We start from the raw sequence: 21,875 nt of genomic DNA on the forward strand, positions 1-21,875 counted from the left end.
TCTGTTAGAAGGTCGTGCGCAGGCCCACCTGCACACTACGGCCTGGCGCCGGCGCGATATCGCGCAGGATCGAGCTGGCATAGCGTACGGTCTGGTTGGTCAGGTTCTCGCCGTTGACGAACGCCAGCCACTGGCTGCCGCCCAGGTTGAAGCGATAGCCGGCACTGGCGCCCAACGTGGTGTAGCCATCGGTGCCGCTTTCGTTGCTAGGCACCCGGCCCTGGCCAGCAGCATGCTCAACATCAATGCGCGCTTGCCAGCGATCCAGTTCCCACAGCAAGCCGCTGTTCAGACGCAGCGGAGCAATCCGTGGCAGGGCTTCGCCAGTATCCAGGTTGGTGGCGCGGGTGTAGTCGCCCGACAGTTCCAGGGCAAATTTACCGTAGGCACTTTCGCCAAGTTTCCAGTGGTCCTGGGCTTCGAAGCCGACGAAACGTGCGCGCACACCCGAGTAGGTGTATTCCGGGATGCCATCGGCAGCCTCTTCGCCCTCGTCATTCAAGGTGCGACCGCTGTTCAGCAGGCCGATGTAGTTGGAAAAGTGGCTATAGAACACGCCAACACTGCCCTTGTGCGTGCCATTGTCAAAGCGCAGGGCCAGGTCGCTGGCCACGGCTTTTTCCTTGGACAGCTTGGCATCGCCCACTTCATAGGTGCCGGTGGCGACGTGGGCGCCATTGGCATACAACTCGTAGAAGGTCGGCGCGCGTTCGGTGTAGCCCAGGGTCGCGGCCAGCGACCAGATCGGGGTCAGGGTGTAGACCGCACCCGACGACAGGCTGCCGGCAGTGAAGCTGCTGGAGCTGTTGGCATTGGCAAACCGCTCGTTGCCTTTGCCATCCGGGTCGACGGTGGTGTGTTCCAGGCGCCCGCCCAGGCTCAGTTTCAGGCGTTCGGTGGCCTGCATTTCTTCAAGGATAAACAGCGCGCCGGCATTGGTATCGGTTTGCGGTACGAAAGCTTCCTCGCCCAGTGCGGAAAATTCGCTACGGCTGACCTGGGCACCGACGATGCCATCGAACGGCCCCAAGGGCTGGTGCCGCGCCTCGATGCGCGCTTCATAGCCCTTGTTCTTGAAGGTGGTGCCGGTTTCGCCGCCTTCGATTTCCCGGTGTTCGTAGTCGGTGTAGCCGGCGTCGAGTTTGACCGAGGTAAACGGGCCTTGCAGGTTGCGGATCTCGGACGCGAAGGCGTAGTGCTCCTGCTGCATGCGGATGCGCACGTCCTGTTCGGCGGGCGAGCCGTAGTTGCTGTCGGAGTTGCTGTAGGACAGCCCGGCGTAACCGTCGTCCCACGTGTAGGAACCGCCCACTGCACCACTGTCCTGACGCCCGTCGCTGTTGCCCAGACGGCCGTTTTTGCCGGGGCCGTTTTCGCTTTCCGCAGCGTGGCGGCTGCGGGCGTAACCTGGGATTTTCAGGTCGTTGAATTGCCGTGCGCTGGCATCCAGGTGCAGGGCGAAGGTGCCGTTGCCGGCCTCCAGTTTGCCCGCGCTGCTGCGGGTGGTATCGGCGCCGCCGTAGCGCAGTTCGCCCGCGCCATGGATGCCTTCGATGGCTTCGGTGGGGATGCGGTTGTCGAAGGTATTGACCACCCCGCCGATGGCGCTGCCGCCGTAGAGCAGGGCGGCCGGGCCACGGACGATCTCGATGCGCTCGACGTTGACCGGGTCCAGCGGCACCGCATGGTCATACGACAACGACGAGGCATCCAGCGCGCCGACACCATTGCGCAGGATGCGAATGCGGTCGCCATCCTGGCCACGGATGATCGGGCGGCTGGCACCGGGGCCGAAGTACGACGACGACACCCCAGGCTGCTTGTTCAGGGTTTCGCCCAGGCTGCCTTTTTGTTGCAGGGTCAGGTCATCGCCTTCCAGCACGGTGCTTGGCGAGGCCAGTTGTTGGCTGCCCAGCGGGTTGCCGGTGATGACTTGGGGTTGCAGTTCCAGGGCGTGGGCCTGGGTACTGATCAGCAGGGCAGCGGCCAGCGGGGTCAGGCGCCAGAGAGGGGAGAGGGACATCGGGGGTTCCTTGGCAAAGCAGAGAGGTTGGATATGAATGGTTACAATATAACATCTCTTTTTCCTTCAGGAAGCGGAACTTTTCATAAACCTCTGTAGGAGCGAGCTTGCTCGCGAAGATCGTCAACGATGACGCGGGCAGCCTGAATACACGCAGTGCTCCTACGTTTTCCGCGAGCAAGCTTGCTCCTACATTGGTTCGGGAGTGGGCCTACAATCATGGCAATGCTTCCACCTGCCTGGCCTCTCGGCTAAGGTGCGCGGCTTCCTCTTCATTTACTTGGCAAAGGCCCGGCATGACCGCATCGAACAACAACCCCCTGCACGGCGTTACCCTGGAACAAGTGCTCACCGCACTGGTGGCGCATTACGAATGGGAAGGCCTGGCCGAGCGCATCGATATCCGCTGCTTCAAAAACGACCCAAGCATCAAGTCCAGCCTCACCTTCTTGCGCAAGACCCCGTGGGCGCGGGAGAAGGTCGAAGGCCTGTACGTCAAGCTGATGCGCACCAAACGCCCGCTGGACTGATCCCATGAAGCGGTATGTGGCGGCAGCGGCGCTGGCCGGTTGGGCAGGCCTGGCGATCCAGCAATACTTGATCCTCTACTCACGCTGGCTGGTCGATGCCAGCCTGTTGGGCGGGTTGGTGAATTTCTTCAGTTTCTTCACGGTGCTGAGCAACACCCTGGCGGCGGTGGTGCTGAGTTATGCACTGGTGAGTCGGCCTTCGGCCGGGCGCAGTTTCTTCCTACAGCCTGCGGTCAGCAGTGGCGTAACCGTGAGCATCGTGGTCGTAGGGCTGGCCTATAGTGTGCTGCTGCGGCATTTGTGGAGCCCCGAGGGCTGGCAGTTCATCGCCGACGAACTGCTCCACGACGTGATGCCGCTGCTGTTCCTCGGCTATTGGTGGTGGTGCGTGCCCAAGGGCACGTTGCGCCTGGGGCACATCGGCTACTGGGTGATTTACCCGCTGGTGTATTTCGTTTATGTGCTGCTGCGCGGGCATGTGCTGGGGCAGTATCAGTACCCGTTTATTGATGTAGGCACCTTGGGTTATCCACAGGTGTTTATGAATGCAGGGGGGATATTGCTGGGGTTTGTGGCGTTGGCGTTGGCGATAGTAGGGCTGGACAAGCTCCCCAGGGCAACCAAGAACTAATGTGGGAGCGGGCTTGCCCGCGATTGCAGTGGATCAGTAGCAAATGTGCCGACTGATACAGCGCAATCGCAGGCAAGCCCGCTCCCACATTTTGACCGAGTAAGTCCTATTCTTCGCTGCTGCCCTCGGCCCGCCAGTAGCCTACCGCCTTGACGAACTCGTCGTTAAGCTGATGTTTATCCAGCAGCACCCGCCGAACCTGGCGCGACAGCTTGGTCTCGGTGGCGACCCAGGCATACAGCGATCCACCCGGTAGCTGCAGGTTCTCCACGATGCTCAGCAGGTCATCGACCCCGCGCACCACCCAGATCACCTCGACATTTGCCGCACTGCCAAGCGCCTGCTTTTCATGCACATCGGCAATTTCAATCACCGCCAGCACCGTGCGCCCGGCCGGCAGTTCTTCCAGGCGTCGGGCAATGGCCGGGATCGCGGTTTCGTCGCCCACCAGCAGGTAGCTGTCGAAGATATCCGGCACGATCATCGAGCCCCGTGGCCCGCCGATGTACAGGTGTTGGCCGACGGCAGCCTGTTCGGCCCAGGTCGACGCCGGGCCGTCGCCATGCAGCACAAAGTCGATATCCAACTCGCCAATGGCCAGGTCGAAACGCCGTGGCGTGTAGTCGCGCATCGCCGGTTGTGGGCCTTCGCCCTTGATGGCGAAGGTCGGGCTTTGCAGCGCAGCCAGTTCAGCGGCGTTCTGCGGGAACAGCAGCTTGATATGGTCATCGCTGCCCAGGCTGACAAACCCGGCCAGTTGCTCGCCACCCAGGGTGATGCGGCGCATGCGCGGGGTGATATCGACCACCCGCAGTACGTCCAGGCAGCGGCGTTTAATCTCGTGGGTGACGCGGTGGATGACGGGCTTGTTCATTCACTTTTCCCCTGTACAGGTTGGACGGCGGGGCCATCCACAATGGCTTGGGCGGTGCTGTTGAGCAGCTCCGCGACACGCGTGATTTCTGCCGGGCTCCAGCGCCCGTGGTGCAGTTGCAAGGCATGGCGCAGGTTATGCACCGCCTCGTGGATCTCCGGTGGCCGGTCATGGCCGCGCAGCGAACGCTTGCTCACGTCGATGCGCATGCGCACACCGTCCAGGGCAATTTTCTGTTCGCTCAAGAAGAGACGTCCGGCGTCGGTGATTGTGTAGCGTTTTTTCCCGCCCTCGGCGTCGCCGCTGATCAATTCGCTCTCTTCGAGAAAGGTCAGGGTGGGGTAGATCACTCCGGGGCTGGGGCTGTAGGCACCGTCGAACAGCCCTTCGATCTGGCGGATCAGGTCGTAGCCGTGGCACGGCTGCTGGGCGATCAGCGCTGGCAGGAGGATTTTCAGGTCGCCGGGGGCAAAGACCCGCGGGCCTCGGCCACCGCGCTCGCGGCCTGGGCGTTTCTCGAAGCCGTCGCGGCCGTCACCGGGTTCACGGTGGGAATGATGGTCTCTCATTGTGCTGCTCTCTGTGGTTATCTAAGACATAACGTAAGATATATCTTATTGCTCAAGCAATGTGTTCTGACGAACGGTAGGCTGGCACTACTGCCTGCGGTACCCGGTCTGCCACGTCAAATAATTGCAATATCCACTACAAACTAACGAGTTCTCGGCTTAAATAAGGCGTGGAGTCTTTGCTCTAAATCGAGTGATGATTAGTTGTGCTGGTGCATGTAATACATTTCTGACGGAATGATGTTTTCAGTATGTAAGTTAAACAGGTTTCAGTTGTCTTCCATGTATGACAGTTAGTCCGTGATTTATTGAGAAATAAGGTTTTTTTCTGCCTGTGTATAAGGGCTGGAAACTACGTGTTACACGGAATTTGCTGGCTTACCTGAAGTTGAATTCGGTTGATCATTTACTTGCGTCTTAGGACTCGACCTCTTCATTGAAAGTTAGGTTTTTTGCGCGGCGTGAAGTTTCGATCGACTCGAATCTTTAACTTACTTAAAAAGCACCAACAGGTATTTAACGATGCTGAAAAAAACTGCTCTCGCCCTGCCACTGGCCTTGCTGGCCGTCGCTTCCTCCAGCGTGTTTGCTGCCGGTGAAGCCACCAGCGTGATCAACATCAAGGCCTCGATTCCTACCAAGCAGTTCCACGCCCAGCCGCTGGATCCGGACTTCGGTAAGGACGAAACCATGACCTACAACACCGTCACCGGTCAGTTGAGCTCGCTGCGGGCCACTTATGCGGTAAAAAACACCGACGGTTCGATCAACGCCTACATCCAGGGTGGCCCGGCGTCCCTGACTAACGGCACTTCCTCCATTCCCCTGACCACCACCTTCAACGGCGTGACTCTGACCGCTAACCCGCAGCAAGTTGTCGATGACGCCAGCTCGACCCCAGGCACCCAGGCCGACATGGTGGTCGCCGCTGCCAAGCCAGCCGACACCGATGCGGGCCTGTTCACCACCGACTTCACCGTGGTGTTCGACCACGTGCCACGCGTCTCCAACCCTTGAGCGCGGCGCGTTGATCAATAAGTCCTGGCTTGTTGCTTGACCTCTACCGATCGACAGGCAGCCGCTGTCGGTTGATCGGTATTCAAGTCTTCCCCTGAGCGTAATCAGAGTATCCGTTCATGTTCCCGATGATTCTCATCGCGGCAGCGCTTGCCTTGTTGTTTTGTACGGGGGCGTTTGCAGCTGACGCGGCAACTGGCACAACCCCAAGAAGTTTGCTGTCCCAGGCCAAGGGTTTACCGGCGGACTTTGAAGAACATTTTTTTGATGTGCCATTGGCGGTACGGGTCGAACTGGACCAGGAGTTTGTGTCCGAGGCGATGATCGTCCTGACCCGCGATGACCGCCTGACCCTGCTGGATTTCACTGACCACGAAGGCAGTGTGATCAAGGACATCGACCGCGACCGCTGGGGTGACTACCTCAAGCAGGGCGTGTCCCTGGGCACCTGCGCCACTGATTGCCCGGAGCAATTGCTGGCAGTGCACTACAACCTGGAAAAGTCCCTGGTCACCTTGCTGACCGAGAACGCCGAGCGCGATGGCCTCCAATCCCAGTACTACACCCTGCCCACCGCAGGCAGCAGCGGCTTGATCGTGCGTAACCAACTCAATATCAGCGGCGGCCAGGGCCAGGACCTCGGCGGGCGCCTGGGCCTGGATGCCAGCGGCAGCCTGGGTAACTGGAACCAGGTCTTGAACATGCAGTTCTCGCGCCTGGGCGGGCCGGATGATGACGACCTCAACCACGCGGTGTACTCGCTCTACGGCCAGCGTGAATTGCACGGGCAATTCCTGCGCCTGGGTTACTTCACGCCCAACGCCGAAGGCCTGACCCGCCAACTGCGAACCTTCGGCGCCAGCCCCGACACCGCCGTAGGCGTGATGTATGGCAGCTCCGACAGCCTGATGATCAGCAACCCCAAGCCGAGCATCTACCCCATCTACGTCACCGCCAACCGCCAGGGTTCGGTGGAGATCTACCGCAACGGCCTGCTGATCAACACCCAGGCGGTCGGCACTGGCCTGCAAAGCCTGGATACGCGGCCGTTGCCCGGCGGGATCTATGAAGTGGAAGTGCGCCTGCTCGAAGACGGCCAGGTCACCAACACCACCCAGGAGTTGGTGTACAAGCCCAACAACTGGCGCAACCTCGACAACCGCTGGCGCTATAACGTGTTTGCCGGCCAGGAAAGCAAGCTGCTGAGCAACTGGGACAACCAGTCCAGCGGCGACCTGACCGCCGGAGCCTCGGTCAACTACCTGGCGCACCCACGAGTGGTGCTTGGGCTGTCCGGGCGCCAGGTCAAGGACAGCATGCAGTACGGCACGTCCATCGACTGGAGCCTGGCCAATAACTTCAGCCTCTACGCCAACGTCTACCAGACCGATGACTACGGCACCGGCGTGGACCTCAACAGCCTCTATAACTACGGCCTGGGCAGCGTGGTGTTCAGCCACACCCGCAGTTGGCTGGATACCCGCAACACCTACGAAACCCTGCCCGACGGTACGCGCATTCGCCAGCGCGATGTGTTTGTCGGCCAGACCAGCCTGTCGTCGGTCTCTCTCAGCCATCGCTTGAGCAACCTGCGCTCCATCAGCGCGCGGCTGTCCTACAGCGAAGGCAATGTGCAAGGTACCGGCCTGGACCTGGGCTGGAACGAACGCAGCCATCTGTTTGGCAGCGACGCCAACTGGCGCTTGTCGCTGTTCGACCGCCCGGCCAGTGCCAGCACTGGCGACAAGCGTAACCGTGGGGTCGACCTGAGCGTCAGCCTGGCCCTGGGCGGCCCAGGCGAGCAGTGGGCGGCGAGTATCGGTACGCGCACCTCCCGCGAGGGCGAACGTGACAACAATGCCTCGCTGAGCTACCGCCGCGACCTGCAAGACCACGTGCTGCAAAGCGTCTCGGGCACGGTGCTGGCCGACACCTATGGCGTGGGCCTGTCGGGCATGGCCAGCTTCCAGACCGACAGCGTCAATGGTGATGGTTTTGTCCAGCGCTCATCGTTTAACAACGACCTCACCGGTGGCCTGAACCTGGACAGCACCTTCGCCTTAGGCGGCAACCGGATGGTGCTGACCAGCCAATACTCCGGCGCGGGCTCGGGAATGATTGTCGACGTAGAAACCGATGTCGATGACATCGTCCTGCGCGCCGATGACTTGAGCGGTGGCAGCACGGTCCTGCGTCCGGGGCGCAACTTTATTCCGATCACCGCCTACAAGGGCAGCTCGGTCAGCTTCGACTTCGACGGCAACCACGCGCCTGCGGCCAGTATCCAGCCGCCGCGCGCTGCCTACCACCTGAACAAGGGTGGCGTGGACTACCGCAAGGTCAGCGTGATGCGCAGTGTCACGGTGCTCGGGCGCCTGGTGGACCCCGAGGGCAAGCCGCTCAAGGGCCATCACATCATCAACCACGCCAGCCGTGGGGTGAGCGAGGTCGACGGGTTCTTCTCCCTGGAAATGAACGCCAGCTCGCCCACCCTCGAAGTGCGCCGCGATAACCGCCTGCTCTGCCAGTTCCGCCTCGACACCAGCGGCGCGCGGGAGGCCGACGACGTGCTGATGATCGGCGACCTGCGCTGCACGCCGGACACCCTGGCCGATTCCACCTTTACCACTCAGACCGCAGGTTGAGGGTCATGACGAGATTGCCTAGCACCATGAGACGTATCAGCACCTTGATCACCCAGCTTGGGGCCGCGGGCGCAGCACTGCTGTGCAGCTCCACGGCGCTGGCCCTGACCCAGGACATCACGGCGGTATTTACCCCGGACCCTGGCAACCCGTTTGTGAACACGTTTCGCAATACCACGCCGGTCAGCTCTATTTGTCAGTCGCACATTCCCAGCCAGTGCAAGGCACTGAACTTGTTCAGCCTGCGGATCCCGGCGTTCGACGCCCTGAGCAACGCGCCGATCCAGGCCAACCACGAAGATGAGCGCCAGGGTTTTATGGTGCAGGTGCCCTCCAGTTGGCGTGATGCACAAGTCACCCACACCCGCACCGGGGAAGTGGAGACCGTGCAGATGCGCATCGCCGGCTTCGGTGGGCTGTGGCAGGTTTCCTATCCGCCGGGCGTGTCGGGCTGGGCCCAACCGGGGGTGTTTTGGACGACTCAATGGCTCAGGGCCCCAAGCCCTTGCGTCAGTACTGGCCACCTTGCGGCGGGTCGGCAAACGGCGACCTACTTCTGGATCGTCCCGGAAGGCGCCGGGGTGTGCAGTCGCAAGCCGTCCCAGGACCTTGACTACATGCGTATCTACCAAATGGAGTACGCCTATGAGATCCGCACGCCCAACCCCTTGGGCATGTCCAGTGGCGAGTACACCGGCAGCCTGACCTACACCCTGGGGCCACGGGGTGACTATGACTTTGGTGATGTGCTGATCCCCACCGACAACCAACTGACCTTCAACTTCAACCTAGAAGTGCAGCACCAACTCCAGGTGGAGGTCCCGCCGGGCGGCAACCGCGTCGAGTTGGTGCCCCAGGGCGGCTGGCAAGCCTGGGTCAACCAGGGCCGCAAACCGGCGCGGCTGTTTCGCGACCAGACCTTCAATATCTCTGCCTCGTCACGCTTCAAAATGCAGATGACCTGCGAGCGGGTGATCGGCGACACCTGTGCCTTGCGCAACACCAGCGACGGTCACGAGGTGCCGGTGGATGTCGCCGTCAGCCTGCCCCACGGCCTCAACCGTGAGGATGGCGCCGGGGTGATCCGCCAACCGCTGTTGCTCAGTGGCGTCGGCACCGAGATGTTGCAACCGACTTTCTACGTCAACCGCCGGCCCGGCACGTTGCACTTCGAGGTCAAGAAAGAGTACGCCGACCAGATGCTGGAGCGTGGCGGCACCACCTATGCGGGCCAGGTCACGGTGGTCTGGGATTCGGAGCTTTAAATGAGGTGTATGGGTATGAAATATCTGTTGGCGCTGTGCACGCTCTGCTGGCTGCCGCTGTCGATGGGCGCGCCGAACATCAATGTCGGCGTGTTCTACGACTACCTGGCTGAGGACAAGAGCACCTACCTCAAGCGGGTGTTCAACAGCGGCGACAGCACGGCGTTTATCAAGGTGTCGGTGATGGAGATTGTCTACAACGCCGACGGCACTTCCGAAGAAGTCGAACTTAAAAGCAACCCCGAAAACACCGCCCGTGACGGCTTGGTGGCGACCCCGGCGCGGCTGATCGTGCCGGCCAATGGCATGCAGGGCACGCGCCTGCTGTACCTCGGCCAGCGCGACAAGGAGCGTTATTTCCGCCTGCGTTTTGTGCCGGTGATGCCAGAGCCCGAAGACGGCTTTGTGGTGTCCAGTGAAGAACGCGAGACCTACAAAAATAGCCTGTCCGCCGGGGTCACGGTACTGGCTGGGTTTGGCACGGTGTTTTTCGTGCGGCCCAAACACAGCCGCTTCGCCACCCGTGTCGATGAGCGCAACGACGCCTATGGCCTGCACAACGACGGCAACAGCGTGGTGGTGGTGGATCAGTTCAAGGACTGCCCCACTGGCCAGACCCAGGAGTGCCTGCCCGTGACCAAGAACCACATCCTGCCGGGGCGCAGCTTCAGCTTTGCCAAAGAGGCCGGGCGTACCTACCGCTTTACGCTGGTCGAGGGCCGCGCGAAAAAACACTACGAGGTCAAAGGCTGATGATCATTCAACGCGCCCCCGAACCCCCGCGCCGCTCGGGAAAATTGTGCAAGGTGCTGACGGCAACCCTGCTGCTGCTCGCCGTGGCCCTGCTCAGTACCCAGGCCCTGGCGATTCGCGAAGAACAGGTGTTTGACGTCACGGTGAGCATTCCCACCGCAGACTTTTATGTGCTGCCGATCCGCCCCGCGTTCCTTGAGCGCCAGCAGGAAATGACCTGGAACCTGGTGACCCGCACGCTCAAGCCGCTGCGCGAACAGTTCGACGTGAAGAACAGCGGCGGCGGCATTGTCGCGCGCCTGGGCCAGTTGCCGACCCTGTCCAATGGCCGGCGCCTGATCCTGCTCAATGTCGAGTTCAACGGCCAGTTGCTGGATTTGACCGATACCCAAGTGGTCTCTGCCGAGCAAGCGCGGGCCGGCAAACGTGTGCAGCTGGAAATTTCCGCCGTCGAGCCCGAGGACGGTTATGTGGCCGGCGACTATTTTGGCAGTGTGCATCTGATCTTCGACGCGCTGCGCCCGTAATCAATGAGGTGCTTATGAAATACCTGTTTGCAGCACTGGGAATGTGCCTGTGGTCGCTGAATGCCCAGGCGGGACCGGCGATCAATGTCGGTGACTTCTACGACTACATGAACGGCGACAAGAACACTTACCTCAAGCGCGTGTTCAATGGCGGCACCAGCACCGCGTTCGTCAAGGTCGACATCACCGAAATGCTCTACAAACCCGACGGCAGCTATGACGAAGTGCCGCTCAAGGACCAGGCCGGCACTGGCCTGGTACGCGATGGCCTGATGGCCAGCCCGGCGCGCCTGATCGTGCCGGCCAACGCCATGCAGAGCACGCGCCTGCTGTTTATGGGCGAGCGCGACCGCGAGCGTTACTTCCGCGTGCGCTACCTGCCGGTGGCGCCGGAGAAGGACGACGAATTCGGTGTCAGCGACGAAGACCGCGCCGCCTATGAGGCCTCGCTGGCGGGCGGGGTGCGGGTGATGTCCGGCTACGGCACGGTGTTCTTCGTACGCCCCAGCCAGAGCCGCTTCGACACCCGTGTCGAGAACGGTGGCCAGCGCTACACCTTGCGCAACGCCGGTAACACCGTGGTGGTGGTAGACGAGTTCAAGGACTGCGCCGTGGCCGATCGCCTGGACTGCGCGCCCGTGACCAAGAACCACATCTTCCCTGGCCGGGTGTTCAGCTTCGACAAACAGGCCGGGCGGATCTATCGGTTTTTCCTGGTGGAAGGCGCGGCCGAAAGGGTGATTGAAATCAGCGGCTAGCCTGGCGATTACGCAGCTCTCGCGCCGCCATCAAGGCGGTGCGGGTGCGCTGGCGCATCCACTCCTCGGCGTTGTAGCCCAGTTCCTCCTCACGTTTTTCGCAGGCAGCTTGGAATTTCAGCGGGTCTGCCAGGTTCGACTCGATCATGCCCTGCGCCTTGGCCAGGGCAGCGATCTGTGCGGGTAACGGTACTTTCTGCGGCACCTGTTCCCACATCTCTTGCAGATCAAGCAACTGCTCATGCTGGGTCCTGAGCCACTGCTGCTGTTCGGCGTATTGGCCGGCATAGCGTTTTTGCAGCCAGGCGCGCCAGTGCGGGTCCAGCAGCATGCGGTTGACCAGGCCGTCACCGTTTCCCAGCTCCTGCACCCGCGCATAGGCCGCGTCAATCTGTGCGGCGCTGACCCGGGCGGTGCTGCGGTACAGCATATGCTCGGCGATCCACGGCAGGTCCAGGCGCACGGCAAGTGCGGTCTGGTAGGCCAGGTAGATTTCTACCTCATCGACCTGGCCGGCCACGCCGTCGACCACATCGGTGAGAAACCGCAGGCCCAGGCCGCCCTCGGCGACCGGCGCCAGGCGTTGTTGCACATCGGTGCGGATCACATCGTTGAGCTGTTGCAGGCGCGCCCGGCCCCTGATCAGGGTGGCCAGTTGCAGTTCATGCGCCTCTGGCGTCTGCGCCTGGTGCTCGATCTGGTAGAGCAGCACCTCGACCCCCAGTTCATTGAAAATCTGCGTCCCCGCATCCGGGCAGTTGCTGGGGAAGCTGGCCATCTCGAACAACCGTTTGCGCAGCGGCGTGTCGACCACCGCCGCTTGCAGCAAGAGCCACACCTGCTGCGTCAACTGGCGGTGGTTGGCGGCGTAGCGTTGTTGATCTTGCGGGGTCTGGAACACCTCCGGCTGCTCCAGGGCCTTGAGCACCTCGAACAAACCCTGGGAGCCATGTTCGTGCTCCAGCGCGTCCCAGACTTGCCGGGCTTCTTCCCGGGCGGCCGGCGACAGGTAGTTCAGCCACGGCGTGCAATCGCCGCGAGGTTCATAGGTGCGCTCCGGGTCCAGGCCGACCGACGCGCGGTAGGCTTTGAACTGTTCGCGTTGCAGGGCGTCCAGCGCCGAGCGGTTGAGGTAGGTGCGGGCCACCAGCGCGGCTTCGCGACTGCCCAGGGCCACCGCGGGCAGGCGGGTGATCGCGGTGCCTTGCAGGTTCAAGAAGAACGGCGCCGGTCGCGGCACCTCGAACAGTCCTTCGGGCCAGCGTTTGATTGGGCTGTGGCTGAGGTCCAGGTGTATCAGGTCGCGCATGCGCCCGATGTCCGGCGCTTGCTGGGCGCGGGTGTTGTTGAGCTTGAGGCGCCGCAGGTAGCGCAGGTTTTTCAGGCGGGTGATGTCTTCGACCGGCAAAGTCAGCGGGCACCCGGCCAGGTCGAGGTCTTCCAGGTGGCGCAGCTCGCGGATTGCCTCAGGCAGGCGGGTCAGCGGGTTCTCTGCCAGATACAGGGCCGACAGTTGCGGGAAGTGCTGCAGGAACTGGCCGTGGGCCGGGCCGAACTGACTGCGGATCAGGTTCAGCTCCGTGACATGGCTGAAGTCGGCGCGCAACGGCGGCAGCGTATCGGGCAGTGTCACTCCGCTGAGGTCCAGGCGCGAGCCGAGGGGCTCGGTGGCGGCGCGGATCTGGTCCTGCCAGCATTCGAGAACTTGCCCCTGAATGAAACTGCGCAACTCCCGTTCCATGGCGGGCGGATGATGCCCCGGCTGGCGCGACCAGTGCGCCAGATCGCCGTCCAGACGGTAATGCTCAACGATTAACTGGTTGACCCGGGGGCCGATCTGCTCGTGGCCGACCTTGTCCATAAAGGCCAGGATGCGCGCTTCGCTCTGGTGCGCAAAGACTGTCTTCAAGGCGTTCAGGATCAACGCGTCTGCACTTCTGAGTACCGCAGTGCGCACGGGCATGGGTTTGCCGAGCAGCTTCAGCGTTTGCGGGTCGGCGTGGCGTGGGACCGGCGGTTGGGCCAGGGCGGCGCGGCGTTCGGCCAGAGGCTCCAGGGTGGTCAGCAGCCAATGCCGCAGACCTTCGCCCTGGCCGGGGCCAAGGCCCAGGGCCCGGCGGCTGTCGAGGGGGGCGGCGTGCAGCAGGGCTTCGTACAGGGTGTCGAGGTCATGCAGCTTGCGGTGCTCGGCATCGCGCACTTCGTAGCCCAGGTGGTCTTTCCTGACCAGGATGCGCCGGGTACTGGCGTTGGCCGGCCCTGCCTCGCAGCGCAGCCGGCCATCTGCGCTGTGCTCGCGGATTTGCAGGTGCAGGTCGGCAAACCAATCGCTGTGGCGTTTGAGGGTGCCGAGCAGCATGCGTTCGCTGTCGATACTCTGGCGCCAGGGGAAGTAGAAACCTTCATAGGCGTGGCTGGTGCCGGCGCTGAAGTGCAATTCGCGGGCGAGGTTTTTCAAGCGCAGCGGCAGGCGCCCCTGGGTCGCCATCAGGTTGCGCTCGGCTTCATCGGCAGTGGCGAGCAAGGCCCGCGCCACGCTCGAATCCATCTGCGCGAAATGCTCGCGCAGCAGGCGGACACCCGGCTCATCGGACAGCTCGCGCAGATGATGGGCGTACTGGCCGATCTCTGGCGCCTGGCGGGTGACGTAGGCCGCCAGTTGCTCGCGCAGGTGTTGCACTTGCTGGGCCTTGGGCACCTGGGCGCCGAGCAGGGCACGGGTTTGCGGCTCATCGAGAAAACCCAGTACCTGTTCCGGCAACTGGCCGGACATGACTTGCGCCACACTCAGGCGCAGGGTGTCGGCAGGCGCCGCAGCGAGGTTGCCGTAGCGGTGCGAATCGCCGCTCAGGCTGGCGCTGAGGAACACTTGCAGGGCCTTGTCCTGGGGCCAGCCCTCCAGTTCGGTGACGGTTTGCTCGAACCAGGCGGAGTCTGGGGCCAGGGGCATGCCTGCGCGGATCTGCGCGCTGGCCTGTTGTGCGCTGGCGTAGGCCTCGAAGCGGTTCAGGGTGTCGGCCAGCAACGGCGGCAGAGGCTGCTCATGCAGGTACAGGCTGCGCAACTGGTCGTCATCGCAGCCACTGGTGCGGCGGATCTGCTCCAGTTGCGCGGCGCTGAAAGCCTCGGCCCTGGGCCCGAGGCGGCGCATCAGGGTGGAGTTGTCCCAGGTTTGCGGCTGCTCGGCTTCATGCACCACGATGCCATTGCCGCGCCGATGCACGTGGGGCCGGTAGGCATCCGCGCGGCGCGGGTGGACGATGCGCCCGTGTTGCACCTGATACTGCGCACCCTCGTGGCGCATTAACGGTTGATCTGCGGGTGCGCCCGGGTCGGCGACATAGGGCGCCAGGTCCGGGTTCCACAGGCGCCGGCGGCCGTCGGCGAGCGTCACTGGCGTGAGCCCTTCGACAAACGCCGACAGCTTGAGGCGCAGCGGCGCCGCCACCTGGATGCCGGCGGCGAACAGGCCGAACTGCACCAGGTCCTGGGCCACCCCGATCAAATGCTGCGCCGCCTCTGTGCCTCGGCCCTGGGCCCAGTCGACCACCCCCTCGAACACCTGATCGGTGAGCTGATAGGCGGTGTAGGCGAGCATCACTTCCCCCAGCCCCGGCACAAACGGGGTGAGCACTTGCAAGGCAGCGTTGAGGATATCGCCGAGGATTCGCCCCAGGTTGTCCCACCAGGCCTGGCGGGCCAGGCGGTCGACGCGGCTGGTCGAGACGGCAATGTCCTGGGCGTCATTGAGCACCTTGTTCAGGTGCACCCGGTAACGGTAGTGCCACAGGTCATTGTTGCCGCTTGAATGCGCGCGGTTCTGGTAGTCGTCGGCAATGGGCTGCACATGGAATTGCAGGTGGGGATGGTCCAGGGGCGTGTCTTGCCAGGTCGGTTGGCTATCGGTCGCGGCTTTGGCGCGCCACTGCACCCGGCTCAGGCGGGTATTGAGGTTGGCGAAAAAAAAGCCGCGCTGATCATGGTCGACAAAGCGGCTGAAGAACACCTGATAGCGTTCGCTGTCACGCAACTGGCGGGTCAGTTCGTGGATGAAGGACAGGGGCGTGGGGTATTGCTTGAGGGGGTGCGCGGGGTCGTCCGGCACATAGGCAATCACCCGCGCCGCCGAGTGGGGCGTGGCGCAGAACAGCAGGATGCCGGTCAGGCGCGTGTTCATCAGGTCCAGGGTGTGGCCGGCAAGCACCTGGCCATCCAGGCGCAGGGCGGTGTTGCCAGCGATCAGCGCGAGCACTTCGTCACAGGCATCCTGGGCCAGGTCGCCCTTGACCAGGGCCAGGTGGGCGGCGGCCTTCAACGCGGCTTGGTGCTGGGCGATCACCTGGCGGCGCAGGTCGCGGGCCACCGTGGGGTTGTAGACACCCATGACAATCTTCAGATGTTCACGGTAGTGCCCGCCGATGTTCAGTGCGCGGCACAGTTGCTTGAAACCCTCGGCGGTCAGGGGCGTGCCGCGGGTCTTGTGCTTGAAGGTCAGGCTGCGCTGCTGCCCACGGGCATCGGCGCCAGACAGGAAGGCATAGTCGACAAAGCTGTCGGTGGCGGCAAAGTTATGCAGCGCCGCATCCAGCAGCGACAGCGTATGGCTGGTGACGCCTGACTTGAAGTCATGTACCCACCAGGCTGTCGACGCTTTGACATACAGGCGCACATAGGTGTTGCGCACATCAATCGGACCATAGTCGGCGCTTAGCGCGCCGCCCAGGATGCGCTCGGCGTAGGCATACAGATCATTGAGGGGCTGGAGGCGCTTATCCAGGGTGTTGAGGGCTTGCCAGTGGCCGGCGATAGCCTGCCGCAGGTTGGCGTGCTGCGCCGGCGCGGCGTTCGGGTAGGGCGCCGGGTCCTGGAGCCCGACGGCCTGCAAGGCATCCAGGCGGTGCGGGGCGGTGGTTTTCAGCCACGGCGGCAGGGCACTTTCAAGCAATGGGTAGTGCCGGCCTTGAAACGTGGCCGGGCGCGGGGAAGGGAGTAAGTCAGCCATGCAACAGATCCTGAAAAGAGCCATGAAAGCGCTTCAGTCTATTTTGGGCTGGGGCCGAGAATAAGTTTGAATACTGGGTCCAACAGGCCGCTTACACAGGCGAACCGTTCAAAATTCATCACCTTGAAAACAGCCGGCTACCGCCCTGGTTCAGCGCCATTGAGGCGGGGGCACACAAGGTGTGGCTGCCCGGTTGCAGATAAGGCGTGAGGATCGGCGCCATGCCCTTGAGCACCTGCACCGGCAAGGCCGAGGTGAAACTGAAGCCCTGGGCCGTGGCGCCGGGGACGAAGGCGGTCAAGGTGCCGAAATGGTGCTCGCCGATATAGAACACAAACGTCGCCGTGCGGTTGATGGCCTTGGAGCTGAGCACGCGCCCGCCGGCCCCGATGGCTTCGATGCGGTTGTCGCCGGTGCCAGTCTTGCCACCCATGGCCAGTGGTGTGCCGTCGGCCAGCTTGAAACTGCCGGCCACGCGCTTGGCGGTACCGGCATCCACCACTTGCGACAGCGCCTCGCGCAGGGCCGTGGCCACGGCGCTGGGCATCACCCGCTTGCCGCGTTCGGGGTCGTTGACCAGGCGTGTGTCATAAGGCGTGCGGGCGGCAAAGTGCAGGCTGTCGATGCGCAGTGTCGGCTGGCGGATACCGTCGTTGAGAATAATCCCCACCAGTTCGGCGAGCGCGGCCGGGCGATCGCCGGAACTGCCGATGGCGGTGGCGAGGGACGGTACCAGATGGTCGAACGGGTAGCCCACCTGTTGCCAGCGCTGGTGGATATCCAGGAAGGCCTCGATCTCCAGCATGGTGCGGATGCGGCTGTCCCGCGCGCTCTTGTGTCGGCTCTTGAACAGCCAGCTGTAGACCTCCTGGCGCTCGTGCGTGCTGGCCGCCACCGCCTGGGTGAAGGTGGCGTCGGGGTGTTGCAGCAGGTAGCCGAGCAACCACAGGTCCAGGGGATGGACCTTGGCGATATAGCCCTGGTCCGGCAAGTCGTAGGCACCGGGGCCGTAGTTCTGGTAGAGGTTGGCCAGGCGTTCGTCGCTGAGTTTGGCGCGGGCCGTGGGGTCATTGAGGTGGGCGCGCACAAAACTGTTGAAACTTTGCTGGCTGGCCTGCGGCAACAGGTAGCGGTGTACGGCGGCCAGGCGGATGGCGGTGGGGTGCAGGCTGTCGAGAAAGGTGTCGAGGCGCGCCTGGGTGTCCTTGTTACGGTACTTTTTCCAGAACCGCAGCAAAAAGGTGGTGCCCTCGCGGTCGGCGAATTTGGCCAGGTATTCCTGGCGGCGCGGGTCGCTGTCGTCCTTGAGCAGTTCGGCGCTGTTGTTGGCGCCCTGGTAGGTGCTGTAGCGCACCAGGTCGCGCATCAGGCGGATAAATGGCAGGTTGATCGACTCGCGTAGCGCCTCGCGCAAGGTCGGGTTGCGGCCGTTGTCTTCGTTGCGAAAGTTATGGAAGTGATGCAGGCCGCCCCCTGTGAAAAAACTTTCGCCGGGGCTGGCGGAGTAGTGCCGGTCCAGGGCTGCGGCGAGCATCGTCGGCAGGTTGCGGTCACTGTTCTGTGCCAGGTAATCCACGGCCCAGCGTGTCAGGCGGTCCTGCTCGTCGATGACGACTTTTTTCAGCGCCGCCGGGCTCTGGTCGGCATAGCGTTGGTGCAGTTCGCTGATGATTTGCATGTAGGTGGTCAGCACCCGCAGCTTGGCGGTGGAGCCCAGTTCCAGCTTGCTGCTTTCATTGATATCGAAGGGCTGGTCGGTGTTGTCGGTCTGCACCCGCACCCGGGCGCCGTCGGTGGTCATTTCGTAGAGGGTGAAGCTATAGCGCACCTGGGCCGTGCTGGCGGGGGTCAGCAGACGCGGCCCGAGCAGGCCGAGCTGGCCGGCGAAGGCCGGGTCGGCCAATTGCTTGAGGTACGCGGTGGCCTGGCTTTGCAGATCGCTTTGCAGGGTGCTGGTGGCGGCCAGGTCGAGGCGGTCGAGGTCGTACAGCGGGCGATCGAGCAGGGCGGCCAGGCGGCTGCGCGCGACACTGATGCCCTTGTTGGTTTCTATGGGCTGCAGGGTCGGTTGCTGCTGCCAGTTGCGGTAAGTGACCTGGCTGGCCAGTGCGGCGCTGGCCAAGGCCGGATCGATCACCGCGTTCTGCGCCAGCAGGCGGATATGGCTGTCGGTGAGGCTGGCCAGCTCGTCGCGGCCCTTTGACAGGTAGTGGGAAGGACGGCGCTGGGCGATGGTCAGCGACAGCACTTCACGCAGGGCCAGGCCTTTTTGCGCAAGATCCTTGGGGTCGTCACTGGCCAGCAGGCTGTTGGTCCGGTTGAAGTCGGCGCCGTACCAGACCCGCAAGCCTTCGGCCATACCATGCACTTCACCATGCCCGGGCACCGCCGACAGCGGCACGCTGTTGAGGTAATCGCGCACGATCGCCTGGCGCGCTACCAGCGTCTGGGGGCCGTCCAGGTAGGTGCGCACGCTGGCGGAAATCATCTGGCGGATCTTCTCGCCACCCGACAGTGTCAGCCCGTCGGGCGAGTGGCGATATTTCTCCAACTGCGTGGCCAGGGTGCTGCCGCCTGCAGTCTGGCCCGGCAGGTGCAGCAGCCGGGCCACCTGCGACCAGGCGGCCTTGGCAAAACGCGGCCAGTCCACGGCGGGGTTGGCCTGGGGCTGGGCGGGGTCGAGCAGCTCGCGGTTCTCGATAAACAGCAGGCTGTTGACCACCACCGGCGGGATCGCGGCAAAGGTCGGATAGAACTGCTGCGGGTAGCTGAACTGGTACAGCGGCTCGGCGCGGCAATCGCTGATCGACAGGCCTGCCTGGATCTTCTCGTCATAGGGCACAAACAGCCCCTGGCGGCTGTAGTCGAGCAAGGCCTGGGAGAACTGCGCCTGGCTCTGGATCAGGTAATTGCGCTTGAGCAGGCGTGGCAGAAAATCACTCAGGGCACTGTAGCCCAGGCGTTTGTCGAAGGGGCCGGCGCCGGGGTAGACAATCGCCGCGCTCGGGCCGGGCTGCACCTGGTAACTGAGGGTGGCGGCGATCCGGCTGAATTCCCGGGCCTGCCACTTGGAGGTGCGCATTTCCCGGGACGCGGCATAGGCCAGGCCGATCAGCAGCATCACCAGCAATAGCCAGAACATGCGCCAGCCGAAGCGGCGTGGGCGGGTTTTTTGTGGCAAAGGCGGTTCATCCGCACTGTCGGTTGGCACCGCAGCCTGGGTCGAATCGGTTTGCCATAAAACACCCATAGTCGATTGATCCATTCACGCAGATTGATCGGACTTGTTTCAAGCGTAGTCGCTGATTGGTCCACGCAAGGAATTTGTCTGCGCCGGCCATGACCGACTACCACCGACGGCAGCGGGCGCGGCCTTTCGCAGCATCCAGGCCGGACAGAGCGGGCGCGTGACGCATGCCCTGGCGATTCATCGCGGCGAAATCAACTTGCGCATGGCGCGCGAGCTGTTCTTTGACGCGCCGCCCTGGCCTGAGGGCGAAGTGCCGTTCTAGAGCCTTTGCGATTGGTAAATGCGACCAGGGTAGGGGCATGACGCTGCACCCATGCTGTGCAATACTCGCCGCCGTTTTCCAGGGAGAACGGCGTTCCAGGCAGATGATGCCTCGCCGTCATATCGGCTTTTGCCGAGAGTTCTCGCTGAATTTTGCCGTTTATTGAGTGAAAAGCTCTATAGGGAGCTTTTTATACTGCACGCCCGCTGATCTGGCCGGTTTTCCTGTCAGACGGATCTGCCCACAAGGTAGGCCCGGTGACCCAGGCGTACGAGCCCACCCGCTGGTACGCCCGAGACTCGGTGGTTCAATCCAATAACAAAATGAGGTTGTACCCCTATGCCTGTTGGCAACCATCAGCCCCACGGCGAGACCGCTTCCGGCGGCCCGCTCAAACGCGAACTCGGCGAACGGCATATTCGCTTGATGGCGCTCGGCGCCTGTATCGGTGTCGGTCTGTTCCTTGGTTCGGCCAAGGCCATTGAAATGGCCGGCCCGGCAATCATGCTCTCGTACATCATCGGCGGCCTGGCGATCCTGGTGATCATGCGCGCCCTCGGTGAGATGGCCGTACACAACCCGGTGGCCGGCTCCTTCAGCCGTTACGCCCAGGACTACCTCGGCCCGTTGGCGGGCTTTTTGACCGGTTGGAACTACTGGTTCCTGTGGCTGGTGACCTGCGTTGCAGAAATCACCGCCGTCGCCGTGTACATGGGCGTCTGGTTCCCCGATACACCGCGCTGGATCTGGGCCCTGGCCGCCCTGATCAGCATGGGCACCATCAACCTGATCGCGGTCAAGGCCTTCGGTGAGTTCGAGTTCTGGTTCGCCCTGATCAAGATCGTCACCATTATTGCCATGGTGATTGGCGGCGTCGGTATCATTGCCTTTGGTTTCGGCAACGACGGCGTGGCGCTGGGGATTTCCAACCTGTGGGCCCACGGCGGCTTCATGCCCAATGGCGTGCAGGGTGTGTTGATGTCCTTGCAGATGGTGATGTTCGCCTACCTGGGCGTGGAAATGATCGGCCTGACCGCCGGTGAAGCGAAGAACCCGCAAAAAACCATCCCCAATGCCATTGGCTCGGTGTTCTGGCGCATCCTGCTGTTCTACGTCGGTGCGTTGTTCGTGATCCTGTCGATCTACCCATGGAATGAAATCGGCACCCAGGGCAGCCCGTTTGTGATGACCTTCGAGCGCCTGGGCATCAAGACTGCCGCCGGCATCATCAACTTCGTGGTGATCACCGCCGCGCTGTCGTCGTGCAACGGCGGGATCTTCAGCACCGGGCGCATGCTCTACAGCCTGGCGCAGAACGGCCAGGCCCCGGCGACCTTCGGCACCACCTCGCGCAACGGCGTACCACGCAATGCGCTGCTGCTGTCGATCTTCGCCCTGCTGCTGGGCGTGCTGCTCAACTACCTGGTGCCGGACAAGGTCTTCGTCTGGGTCACTTCCATCGCCACCTTCGGCGCGATCTGGACCTGGGTGATGATCCTGCTGGCCCAGCTCAAGTTCCGCAAAAGCCTGAGCCCGGCCGAACAGAAAGCCCTGAAGTACCGCATGTGGCTGTACCCGGTCAGTTCGTACCTGGCCCTGGCGTTCCTGGTGCTGGTGGTGGGCCTGATGGCGTACTTCCCCGATACCCGTATCGCGCTGTATGTCGGGCCGGTGTTCCTGCTGTTCCTGACCGTGCTGTTCTACGTGTTCAAGCTGCAACCGACCCAGGCCGGCGTCGGCTCACAGCGTTCGGCGTAAACCCTTGAGCC

The 21,875-nt window shown here is 62.9% G+C and carries 14 protein-coding genes; 9 read left to right on the forward strand and 5 right to left on the reverse strand.

What is annotated here, in order from left to right:
• Positions 1-4: 4 nt before the first annotated feature.
• A complete protein-coding gene (locus tag HBO19_RS01755; RefSeq protein ID WP_169954492.1) occupies positions 5-2,023 on the reverse strand; it encodes a TonB-dependent receptor in 2,019 nt (672 codons plus the stop codon).
• Positions 2,024-2,319: 296 nt separating this feature from the next.
• On the opposite strand from HBO19_RS01755, the gene HBO19_RS01760 reads away from it, so the two are divergent.
• Both HBO19_RS01760 and HBO19_RS01765 read left to right on the forward strand, forming a co-directional pair.
• The gene (locus HBO19_RS01760) at positions 2,320-2,553 is read left to right on the forward strand and encodes a VF530 family protein (RefSeq protein ID WP_057438302.1); all 234 of its coding nucleotides are present in this window, start codon (positions 2,320-2,322) and stop codon (positions 2,551-2,553) included.
• Positions 2,554-2,557: 4 nt separating this feature from the next.
• Entirely contained in the window at positions 2,558-3,184 is a 627-nt protein-coding gene (locus HBO19_RS01765; protein ID WP_170056788.1) for a Pr6Pr family membrane protein, read from the forward strand.
• 106 nt (positions 3,185-3,290) lie between these two features.
• Here HBO19_RS01765 and HBO19_RS01770 read toward each other — a convergent pair whose 3' ends face one another.
• Together HBO19_RS01770 and HBO19_RS01775 are read right to left on the reverse strand one after the other, a co-directional pair.
• Positions 3,291-4,058, reverse strand: a complete 768-nt coding sequence (locus HBO19_RS01770) for a siderophore-interacting protein (protein ID WP_170056789.1) — start codon at positions 4,056-4,058, stop codon at positions 3,291-3,293.
• Positions 4,055-4,627 carry a PadR family transcriptional regulator gene (locus HBO19_RS01775; protein ID WP_169954489.1) on the reverse strand — a complete coding sequence of 191 codons (573 nt, stop codon included), beginning with the start codon at positions 4,625-4,627 and terminating at the stop codon, positions 4,055-4,057. The genes HBO19_RS01770 and HBO19_RS01775 overlap by 4 nt, the downstream gene beginning before the upstream one ends.
• A gap of 522 nt (positions 4,628-5,149) precedes the next feature.
• Here HBO19_RS01775 and HBO19_RS01780 point away from each other — a divergent pair.
• From HBO19_RS01780 to HBO19_RS01805, 6 genes are all read left to right on the forward strand, one after another.
• Positions 5,150-5,644 (forward strand): CS1 type fimbrial major subunit, encoded by a 495-nt coding sequence (locus HBO19_RS01780; RefSeq protein ID WP_169954488.1) that lies wholly within the window; start codon positions 5,150-5,152, stop codon positions 5,642-5,644.
• A gap of 119 nt (positions 5,645-5,763) precedes the next feature.
• Positions 5,764-8,289 (forward strand): TcfC E-set like domain-containing protein, encoded by a 2,526-nt coding sequence (locus HBO19_RS01785; protein ID WP_169954487.1) that lies wholly within the window; start codon positions 5,764-5,766, stop codon positions 8,287-8,289.
• 26 nt (positions 8,290-8,315) lie between these two features.
• On the forward strand, positions 8,316-9,554 hold the full coding sequence (locus tag HBO19_RS01790; RefSeq protein WP_169954566.1) for a hypothetical protein: 1,239 nt from the start codon (positions 8,316-8,318) through the stop codon (positions 9,552-9,554).
• A 15-nt stretch (positions 9,555-9,569) separates the two neighbouring features.
• A complete protein-coding gene (locus tag HBO19_RS01795) occupies positions 9,570-10,307 on the forward strand; it encodes a molecular chaperone (protein WP_169954486.1) in 738 nt (245 codons plus the stop codon).
• Positions 10,307-10,834 carry a CS1 type fimbrial major subunit gene (locus HBO19_RS01800; protein ID WP_169954485.1) on the forward strand — a complete coding sequence of 176 codons (528 nt, stop codon included), beginning with the start codon at positions 10,307-10,309 and terminating at the stop codon, positions 10,832-10,834. Before HBO19_RS01795 ends, HBO19_RS01800 begins: the two co-directional genes overlap by 1 nt.
• A 14-nt stretch (positions 10,835-10,848) precedes the next feature.
• The gene (locus HBO19_RS01805; RefSeq protein ID WP_170056790.1) at positions 10,849-11,592 is read left to right on the forward strand and encodes a molecular chaperone; all 744 of its coding nucleotides are present in this window, start codon (positions 10,849-10,851) and stop codon (positions 11,590-11,592) included.
• Here HBO19_RS01805 and HBO19_RS01810 read toward each other — a convergent pair.
• Both HBO19_RS01810 and HBO19_RS01815 read right to left on the reverse strand, forming a co-directional pair.
• Entirely contained in the window at positions 11,582-16,594 is a 5,013-nt protein-coding gene (locus tag HBO19_RS01810; RefSeq protein WP_170056791.1) for an NEL-type E3 ubiquitin ligase domain-containing protein, read from the reverse strand. The two genes, HBO19_RS01805 and HBO19_RS01810, sit on opposite strands and share 11 nt — an antisense overlap.
• 118 nt (positions 16,595-16,712) lie before the next feature.
• Positions 16,713-19,844 (reverse strand): transglycosylase domain-containing protein, encoded by a 3,132-nt coding sequence (locus tag HBO19_RS01815; RefSeq protein ID WP_170056792.1) that lies wholly within the window; start codon positions 19,842-19,844, stop codon positions 16,713-16,715.
• A gap of 601 nt (positions 19,845-20,445) precedes the next feature.
• On the opposite strand from HBO19_RS01815, the gene HBO19_RS01820 reads away from it, so the two are divergent.
• On the forward strand, positions 20,446-21,864 hold the full coding sequence (locus HBO19_RS01820; protein ID WP_170041809.1) for an amino acid permease: 1,419 nt from the start codon (positions 20,446-20,448) through the stop codon (positions 21,862-21,864).
• The last annotated feature ends 11 nt before the right edge of the window (positions 21,865-21,875 follow it).

The sequence above is a fragment of the Pseudomonas sp. WS 5021 genome (assembly GCF_012985535.1).
GTDB lineage: Bacteria > Pseudomonadota > Gammaproteobacteria > Pseudomonadales > Pseudomonadaceae > Aquipseudomonas.

Bases quoted from the DNA above. Each gene is read 5' to 3' on its own strand.
- HBO19_RS01755 (WP_169954492.1), bottom strand. From the start codon at position 2,023: ATGTCCCTCTCCCCTCTCTGGCGCCTGACCCCGCTGGCCGCTGCCCTG.
- HBO19_RS01760 (WP_057438302.1), top strand. From the start codon at position 2,320: ATGACCGCATCGAACAACAACCCCCTGCACGGCGTTACCCTGGAACAA.
- HBO19_RS01765 (WP_170056788.1), top strand. From the start codon at position 2,558: ATGAAGCGGTATGTGGCGGCAGCGGCGCTGGCCGGTTGGGCAGGCCTG.
- HBO19_RS01770 (WP_170056789.1), bottom strand. From the start codon at position 4,058: ATGAACAAGCCCGTCATCCACCGCGTCACCCACGAGATTAAACGCCGC.
- HBO19_RS01775 (WP_169954489.1), bottom strand. From the start codon at position 4,627: ATGAGAGACCATCATTCCCACCGTGAACCCGGTGACGGCCGCGACGGC.
- HBO19_RS01780 (WP_169954488.1), top strand. From the start codon at position 5,150: ATGCTGAAAAAAACTGCTCTCGCCCTGCCACTGGCCTTGCTGGCCGTC.
- HBO19_RS01785 (WP_169954487.1), top strand. From the start codon at position 5,764: ATGTTCCCGATGATTCTCATCGCGGCAGCGCTTGCCTTGTTGTTTTGT.
- HBO19_RS01790 (WP_169954566.1), top strand. From the start codon at position 8,316: ATGAGACGTATCAGCACCTTGATCACCCAGCTTGGGGCCGCGGGCGCA.
- HBO19_RS01795 (WP_169954486.1), top strand. From the start codon at position 9,570: ATGAAATATCTGTTGGCGCTGTGCACGCTCTGCTGGCTGCCGCTGTCG.
- HBO19_RS01800 (WP_169954485.1), top strand. From the start codon at position 10,307: ATGATCATTCAACGCGCCCCCGAACCCCCGCGCCGCTCGGGAAAATTG.
- HBO19_RS01805 (WP_170056790.1), top strand. From the start codon at position 10,849: ATGAAATACCTGTTTGCAGCACTGGGAATGTGCCTGTGGTCGCTGAAT.
- HBO19_RS01810 (WP_170056791.1), bottom strand. From the start codon at position 16,594: ATGGCTGACTTACTCCCTTCCCCGCGCCCGGCCACGTTTCAAGGCCGG.
- HBO19_RS01815 (WP_170056792.1), bottom strand. From the start codon at position 19,844: ATGGGTGTTTTATGGCAAACCGATTCGACCCAGGCTGCGGTGCCAACC.
- HBO19_RS01820 (WP_170041809.1), top strand. From the start codon at position 20,446: ATGCCTGTTGGCAACCATCAGCCCCACGGCGAGACCGCTTCCGGCGGC.